This window comes from Kocuria aegyptia, assembly GCF_039530085.1.
GTDB lineage: Bacteria > Actinomycetota > Actinomycetes > Actinomycetales > Micrococcaceae > Kocuria > Kocuria aegyptia.
On sequence record NZ_BAAAOA010000043.1, the window covers coordinates 1 to 7,481 of the forward strand.

The following is a 7,481-nucleotide window of genomic DNA, read 5'->3' on the forward strand; positions in this document are numbered from 1 at the left end:
CCCTCGAAAGTAATCGCATCTGTGGTGTTTTCGTAGGTTCCCGCCCCCACCGCAGACGCCGCGGAGATTTCCGTGCCAAGAGCCATTGGGCCTGTCCATGCATTGCCCATCAGGATTATAAAAGCTGTGAAGCAGATGAGTGCCTTTTTCATGTCGCGGACTTCCCGTGGCGGTAGACGGTATGTTTGCAATAGTGTACGTCGAGTAGGGGTACGATGCAGTCCTAAAAGGCGACGAAGGTGGCCCGAGTTCGAAGGATGTCATGCGGCCATAACTGTTGACCATGCACTGGGATTTCAAATCCAGAACGGAACGGAGTAGGGTATAGCAATGTCATAAAAACCAACTGCGGCTGACCAATGGACGGCATGCCACTCCGCGACGGGCCCAGGGCTGTGTAAAAGACGCCAGCATACCGATGATGACAGAAGTCGTCCATAAGTAACGGTGGCTGTTAGCGTGGAGACCACCCTATTGGTAATTGGATGGCCAAAATAGGACCATCCTGAATTTTTACTATATAGCTGCTATTATGGTGCTCCGCGCACGAAAAGGCGCTTACACACAATCTGTCGGTGAATGAACTAATCCTAAGCGTTTGTGTCCCCAATTAGTTGACCGGTCTCCCATTTGACCGTGCGTGCGAACCGGAAACACCTATCCAATGCGATCGGAGTACACCCTCGCGTGGGAAATGTGCGGGCTGTGTGTAGGCACCTGTGATCCAGCTGTCGTGTTGCCGATCGGTTTAGTTCCTCGAATGTGATGATTATGGGCTGACAGTGGACGAAGATTGGTTGTAGCCATCATTACCAGTAGTCCAAGTAGTGTTATAAGAGGTAGTACGGTGTCAATTGCAGCGTATCCGGAGATTGCGACGGCAAAAGCCACGATCGCCGAGGCGGCGGCAAGATTGCGGTATCGATAGCCTAACCGAATGGCTAGAGCTAAAAGGGAAACGAAAATCAGAAGTCCTGGCATACCGATACCGATAAGAATTTGGAAGTAGGAGTTCTCAATCGGTAGCTCCTGAAAATTGTATGGCGCGGCGACAATTGAGGACGCAGCTAACCCACCCCCCAGCCAATTTGTGGAGCTTGTAGCGTCGAGTGCAATTTGAAACAGGTTGTTTCGAGCATCGGTCGATGCGGCTGCTTCGTCGCTTGTGGCTCGTTTGACGAACGCATCGCTCTGCAATACGTATACGATGAACGAGGCGAAGCTGATAATTAGTAGGAATGCGCGGGTGCGACTAAAGCGGCGACCGGTTACAATTGCGGCCAGTACGAGGAAGGCGATGGCCATTCCAGCGGCAACATAGGAGCCGCGGGACACTGTGAGCATCAAGCCAAGGCCCTGCAGGACGCATGCCATAAGAAAAGCGTTCCGTCGCGTCTCGATCCAGCGCCCTGCTGAAAATGCCAGTCCCACGGCAAAGACAAGTCCTGCCGTGAGCGGGTGGCCGAGCGAAGCATCGGCGCGGTAAACCTCCCAGTGCTGCACCGAGTCCCTGCCCACCATGAGGTAAAGGGGGTCGTAGATGAAGTTCGTCTGCATAATGGACTGCACGATGGCGTAGATGGCCGCAATAGATATGAGGGCGGGAATTGACTGTCGAAGAAGGATGACTTCGAGTTCGCGCTTTCTCACATAGAGCGGAATAAAAACGGCCATTAGGAAGGTGAGTAACCACGCGACCGAGAAAGAGGGAAGAGCGGAAAATAGCGTTTTAGGGATCAGCCATGCTGAGAACAGGAAAAGGACTATGCTTAAGGATTTGGGGATAGCTCGAGTGCCGATCCTAAATTGATTATAGTCAATTAGTTTGCCGTGCATTTTTTTGCGCACTGCCCATACGATGAGAATGACGGCAGACGGTGTCGTTAGCGGAAAGCCAGCGGCATCCATAAGGCGATCCGGAACAAAAATAACGACGGCGACCGCCAGTGTTGGCAGCACGTGGACAGGGAGCATAAGAAGTGCAAGTAACGCTGAAATCCCCGCAATGCTGATGAACATGAATTGGCTGACCGCTGTGTCGCTGGCAGCCCCAAGGGCCCCTGCAGCAACAACGACGCTTGCACCGATAATAAGAGGCAATACCTCGGCGTTATTTTGCACAATGGATCCGATTTTCACTATCGCATGCCCCTCAGTTTGGGGTCTAGGCTTTGCATAGGTGGGCGGAAATCTGCGTCGACCCTTCGATCAGTTGCCCACGTTCGTAGCGTGCGATCACGGAAGTCTTGAAACGATCCGATTATACGTGCGGGATTTCCTCCTACGACTGACCCGGTGGGTACGCTTTTGGTGACGACGCTTCCTGCAGCAATGATGCATCGATCGCCTACCTGCACGCCGGGCATAATTAAACTTCTTGCGCCGATGAAACAGTCATTGCCAATTTTGATTCGAGCTAACCTGTAGCGTCGGCCTCGGTCATCCCGTGTTAACCATCCGGATCCGTCGTGAGTAATGAACAGCACCTCGCTGCTGACAGTAACGCGATCACCAATTTCGACGAGGTCATACTCAGCGGCTACGACACAGGAGACGATGCGACAGCCTTCGCCGACTCTCACCCCGAGGGCACGTGCCGCTCGGGTGCGACCCAGCATGCGCGAAAGAATGGTCCACCGCCACCCTGCGGGAAGCCTGTTGGTGGCATTTACCAGTAACTTCAACTTTGTTCCGTTCTAATGATCTGTGCCGAGGGGTGAAGGGCTGGCAATGCGAGGTCCAATGCGCTCACGACACCCGGTGATTTAGAGCATCCGAGAAGGAGGATGGGAAATATACACCAGCCGCACGCACATGGTGTCGTGCCTACCTACTCGCTTTCGATTCTTTCGGGCATATCCATCAATACGCTCCATCTCTTGCTACTACAGCCTTGATAGTTCGACCCAAAATCAGCATGTCCTGCACCGGCGACCAATTCTCCACGTAGTAGAGGTCCAGGCGCACCGACTGTTCCCAGTCCAGGTTCGAGCGCCCCGAGACCTGCCAGAGGCCCGTGATGCCCGGCCGTACGCGCAGCCGGCGGTGCACGTAGTCCTCGTATTGCTCCACCTCGGAGGGGAGCGGGGGGCGGGGGCCCACCAGGGACATGTCGCCCTTGAGGACGTTGAAGAACTGGGGGAGCTCGTCGAGGCTGTACCGGCGCATCCACTTGCCGGGACCGGTGATGCGGGGGTCGTCCTTCATCTTGAACAGCAGGCCGGCGCCCTCGTTCTGCTCCTTAAGCCGCTGTAGGACCTGTTCGGCATCGGTGCGCATGCTGCGGAACTTGAGCATCTTGAAGCGGCTGCCGTCCTGACCGATGCGCTCCTGGGCGAAGAAGGCCGGGCCCTGGTCGTGCGCCTTGACGATGAGGGCCAGCGTGAGCAGGACGGGGGAGAGGAGCAGCAGGGCTGTCGCGGAGCCGAAGATGTCCATCAGCCGCTTGGTGAGCGCTCGGCTGCGGCTCAGGCGCGGTGTGGCCACGTGGATGAGAGGGAGTCCGGCCACCTGTTGCATGTGGATGCGGGGTCCGGCGATGTCGGTGAGGCCGGTGTCCATGACCAGCCGGATGTGGGCGTCGGCGAGCTCCCAGCTCAGGTGGCGGATCTCCGTGGTGCTCAGCGGCACATTCGAGGACAGCACCACTGTCTCGACACCGTGCCGGCGGCAGGCGTCCATGACCCCTTGCACGGAGGGGCGCTCACCGGGGGCCAGGGCGTTGGGGGGCAGTTTGACGCGCTGCAGCTCCGCCGGCATGGGGTGCCGGGTCTCGGGGACGTAGACGGCGGCGGCCTCGAGCCCAGAGGTCGGGTGCTGGCGCAGGGACTTGATGAGGTCCGTGACACCGCCCAGCCGTCCGACCACCATGGTCCGGGAAAGCGCCTCGCCCCGGTACCGGGCCTTGACCAGCCGGTCCCGCACGGCGAACCGGCCGAGGATGAGCAGCCCGATGCCGAGGGGCAAGGCGACAAGGACGTAGCTGCGGGCGGTGGGGAGGTCGAAGCCGAAGGAGATGATGGCGATCGCGCTGAAGAGGATGAGGCTCGAGGTGACCACCTGGCGGGTCTCCTCCATCCCGTGGCCGATGAGCCTCACGTCCCGGGCGCCGCGCAGGCCCAGGTGCGTCCACCACACGAAGGCGAGAACGATGCCCACGATGGCGTAGGGCACGGACCGCGGTCCCAGGTCCAGGCCGGCGTGCTCGAGCTGGAAGCGGAGCAGGTGGGTGCCGACTAGCGCGACGATCACGGCCAGGGCATCCGCCCAGCGCAGGCGGTTGAGGTAGGCGGAGCGCCACCCCGTCTGGGACGCGGGGGTGCGGCCGACGTGGTCCTGGTGGCGCTGCTCTGCCTGCTCCTGGGTGTGACTCTTCGTGGCCGCGTGGGCGACATGATTGACCTTGAGCATGACTTGGCTCCCTCCCCGAAAAAGCACGCGGTCACCTGGGGTGGTCTCTCCCAGCCCGAGGGGAAGACGATGACCGCGCGCTGCATTGCACTTGTCGCCAGTTTAGGGGCGCAAATCGATGAAACAGGCTCTATGACGAAAGGTGTTTGCACCTGCACTCTCCCGTGCCGGGAACTCGCGGAACGGTGTTGTGCCTAGTGGTGACGGGGATCACGTCGTCGCGCGAGGAAGTTCGCTCCGTCGATGATGGTGCCATGATGTGTCCCCCAATCGGGGGACCGTGGCTCTGGTGTGCGTGCCGTTCAGGCGGCGCGCGCGTGCGCCGGGGTGTGGCCGGTGGCGCGGAGGTGTTCGGCCTTGAGCCGGCGCAGGTTCAGGGCCAGGCAGTCCGGGGTGTAGGCGGGGCGGAACACCACCGGGGTGCCCACGTGGCCGTGGGTAGTAAGGATCTGGCCCAGGGCGGCCTCGTGGCGCTCCAGGAGGAGGTGGCCGAAGTAGTGCTCGTTGAACAGGTAGGACAGCTCCAGGGCGTAGGCCCAGGTGGGGGTGCCGGCCTCCATGGGCGCTTTCGGGCAGTCCCAGTCGGCCGGGGTGCCGGTGGTGGCCAGCTGGGTGCGCAGCACCCGGTCGAGAGCCTGAGGGGTGAAGGCCAGGGTGAGCTCGGCGACGTCCTCGACGATGTCGAGGTCCAGGAGCTCGAGGCCTGCGGGGGAGCAGGACTGCAGGTAGTGCTGGATGTCGGTGGCCAGGGGGGAGGTGCGCATCGGGTTCTCGCTTGTCCGTCGAGGGGTACGGATTCTTGGGGTGCTCCGAGCGTATCCGGGTGACGGCCCTGGTGGGGGCCGGTTTTTGTCCCCACATGGTCCCCATCGGGCAGGACAAAAGTCTATTGTCCGGGCCGTGTTCCTATGCGGGAAGTGGTTCGGTGTCGACCATTGTCCAATAGGGACGGGGTCGGCGCGGTGCCACGGGGCGCGTCCCCGGCGAAGCACGAGTGTCCGCTCCGGACACATGTCGTGCCAGGGCTGGCGGAGCCGTCACCTAGTACCGATCTGCTGGTGGGCCAGGAGGGCACTGTAGAGGCCGGCGATCGTGTGGCCGTCCTCGAGCGAGCGATCCAGCAGCTTCTCGATGACGGCGAGGCGCTGGTAGAACACCGAGCGGGACAGGTGGCTGTGGGCGGCTGCCCGCGTGCGGTTGCCGGGGCTCTGCAGATAGGCGGTCAGCACCTGGAGCAGGTCCGTTCCGTGCCGGGCGTCGTAGGCGAGCAGGGGCCCCAGGACCCGTTCCCCGTACTCCTGCACCTGGGGCTCGTCCCGCAGACGGCTGAAGAGCAGGGGCAGTTCCTGACCGGCCGCACGCACGACCGCTCCTGCGGAAGGTTTGGACGCGGTGTTCGTCAGGTTCAGGAGTTCGATGGCTTCATCCAGTGAGCTCAGCAGACCCCGGACGTCGTCGGCCACCGCGCCGGCTGCGAGGTCGAGCCGGACGCCCAGGGCGGCGACGACGTGGGCGGCGATCCGGTCCACGTCGGCGTCGGGATCATGGTGCTTGCGGGGGAAGGACACGGCCGCCAGGAGCAGCGGCGTGTCGAGGGTGACCTGCGAGCAGACGACATCGGCCCCCGTGGTCCCGGCGGCGGCCAGCACGGCGTCGCACGCTGCCGGGGCGTCCAGCGGCTTCATGCTGCCGTCCCGGGACCGGTGCGGCCTCAGGGCGACGCCGACGAGGTGCCGGTCCCGGACGGTCATCCCGGTCGCCTCCAGCCGGTGCGCGAGGGCGTCGACGCCGGAGAGGCGGCGCTGCACCACGTCGTCGAGGAGCTGCTGGTGGCTCAGGCGGAGCCACTCGTCAGCCCCGTGGCTGGCGGCCCGGTCCAGTGAGAGCGCCACGGCGGCCTGGCTGAGGACGAAGTCAGCGCCGCCCGGGAAGTCCGGGGCCTGGACGGCGATCAGGTGGCCCCACCTCCTGCCCCGGGCCTCCACGACGGCGACGCACCGGCCGGTGTTGCCGCGCTCGTGCGCCAGGCGGGACCGGTCGCGCCAGTCGGCCAGCAGGGAGGCGATGTCCCCGCCGTGCGGGGAGCAGGTGATGACGCGGTGGGACAGGTCCTCGAGGACCACGGGGCTGTGGAGCAGCCGCGCCACCTCATGGACGATGTGGTCGGCCGGTGCTCCGGTGCGGATGAGCTCGGTGAACAGATCGTGGACGCTGTCCCGGACCTCCAGGGCCTGCATCTGGGCGGCCAGGATGCGGCGGTGCACGGCTTCGGTGATGGAGACGAACCGGACCCTCCGGTGCAGGACGATCAGCGGGAGGTCGAGCTCCCGGCCGGCGTCCACGAGCTCGGCCGGCACGGTGCGGTAACGAGCGCCCAGCTCCAGGACCAGCCCGGCCGCCCCCGCGTGGGCGAGGGCTCCGACGTAGCCGGGGAGCTCCTCGTCGGGAGGCCAGCCCACTCCCGTGGAGAGCACCAGCTCCTGCCCGGACAGCATTCCCTCGACGGTGGGGCCGTCCAGGACGTGCACCCATCGCACCGGTCTATCCATCGCGGCCGCGCCGGTGAGGACCTCCGGCCGGCCGACGGCCACCTCGGGCGACCCGACGACGTCCCGCACCGTGGGCACGAGCCGCTCGGCCGCGGCCGGACGAATCGTCCGAACGGGCGGAGAATCCGTGCTGTCTGTCGGCATGTCATCTCCGTTTCCTGTGCCATGGTGGTGCCCAGAGGATCAATGTGATTCAGGACACATTGTCGCATCCCGCACTCCGAAAGGACCGAACGATGTTGGAACGTACTGCGACCCACGACCTGCAGGACACCAAGCAGGACGCCGAGGCCCGGGCGCAGCAGGCCGCCGAGCACGGCACCCAGGACCCGGGTGGGGTGGGGGAGGTGATCGAGCACTTCATCGACGGGGCCCGCCGCGGTGGCTCGGCCCGCTCGGGCGAGGTGTTCAACCCGGCCACCGGGCAGGTCGCCCGCCGGGTGCTGCTGGCTTCGGCGGAGGAGGTCGCCACCGCGGTGGAGGCCGCCGAGCTGGCCCTGCCGGGCTGGCGGGCCACCGGGA

General features: G+C 63.5%; 5 protein-coding genes and 1 pseudogene. 1 reads left to right on the plus strand and 5 read right to left on the minus strand.

Annotated elements, in window-relative coordinates:
* Nucleotides 1-657: 657 nt before the first annotated feature.
* From ABD220_RS14145 to ABD220_RS14160, 5 genes and pseudogenes are all read right to left on the minus strand, one after another.
* Nucleotides 658-2,139: an O-antigen ligase family protein gene (locus ABD220_RS14145; protein WP_344123599.1), complete on the minus strand. Its 1,482-nt coding sequence runs from the start codon at nucleotides 2,137-2,139 to the stop codon at nucleotides 658-660.
* A 119-nt stretch (nucleotides 2,140-2,258) separates the two neighbouring features.
* Nucleotides 2,259-2,408: pseudogene (locus tag ABD220_RS18120) on the minus strand (DapH/DapD/GlmU-related protein); the annotation flags it as partial.
* Nucleotides 2,409-2,862: 454 nt separating this feature from the next.
* Nucleotides 2,863-4,410 (minus strand): sugar transferase, encoded by a 1,548-nt coding sequence (locus ABD220_RS14150; protein ID WP_344123601.1) that lies wholly within the window; start codon nucleotides 4,408-4,410, stop codon nucleotides 2,863-2,865.
* Between the two features lie 302 nt (nucleotides 4,411-4,712).
* Nucleotides 4,713-5,174 (minus strand): hypothetical protein, encoded by a 462-nt coding sequence (locus ABD220_RS14155; protein WP_344123603.1) that lies wholly within the window; start codon nucleotides 5,172-5,174, stop codon nucleotides 4,713-4,715.
* A gap of 273 nt (nucleotides 5,175-5,447) precedes the next feature.
* The gene (locus tag ABD220_RS14160; RefSeq protein WP_344123605.1) at nucleotides 5,448-7,103 is read right to left on the minus strand and encodes a PucR family transcriptional regulator; all 1,656 of its coding nucleotides are present in this window, start codon (nucleotides 7,101-7,103) and stop codon (nucleotides 5,448-5,450) included.
* 92 nt (nucleotides 7,104-7,195) lie between these two features.
* Between ABD220_RS14160 and ABD220_RS14165 the strand changes: the two genes are divergently transcribed.
* On the plus strand, nucleotides 7,196-7,481 hold a 286-nt coding region (locus ABD220_RS14165), incomplete at its 3' end, for an aldehyde dehydrogenase family protein (RefSeq protein ID WP_344123607.1).

Bases quoted from the DNA above. Each gene is read 5' to 3' on its own strand.
- ABD220_RS14160 (WP_344123605.1), bottom strand. From the start codon at position 7,103: ATGCCGACAGACAGCACGGATTCTCCGCCCGTTCGGACGATTCGTCCG.
- ABD220_RS14155 (WP_344123603.1), bottom strand. From the start codon at position 5,174: ATGCGCACCTCCCCCCTGGCCACCGACATCCAGCACTACCTGCAGTCC.
- ABD220_RS14150 (WP_344123601.1), bottom strand. From the start codon at position 4,410: ATGCTCAAGGTCAATCATGTCGCCCACGCGGCCACGAAGAGTCACACC.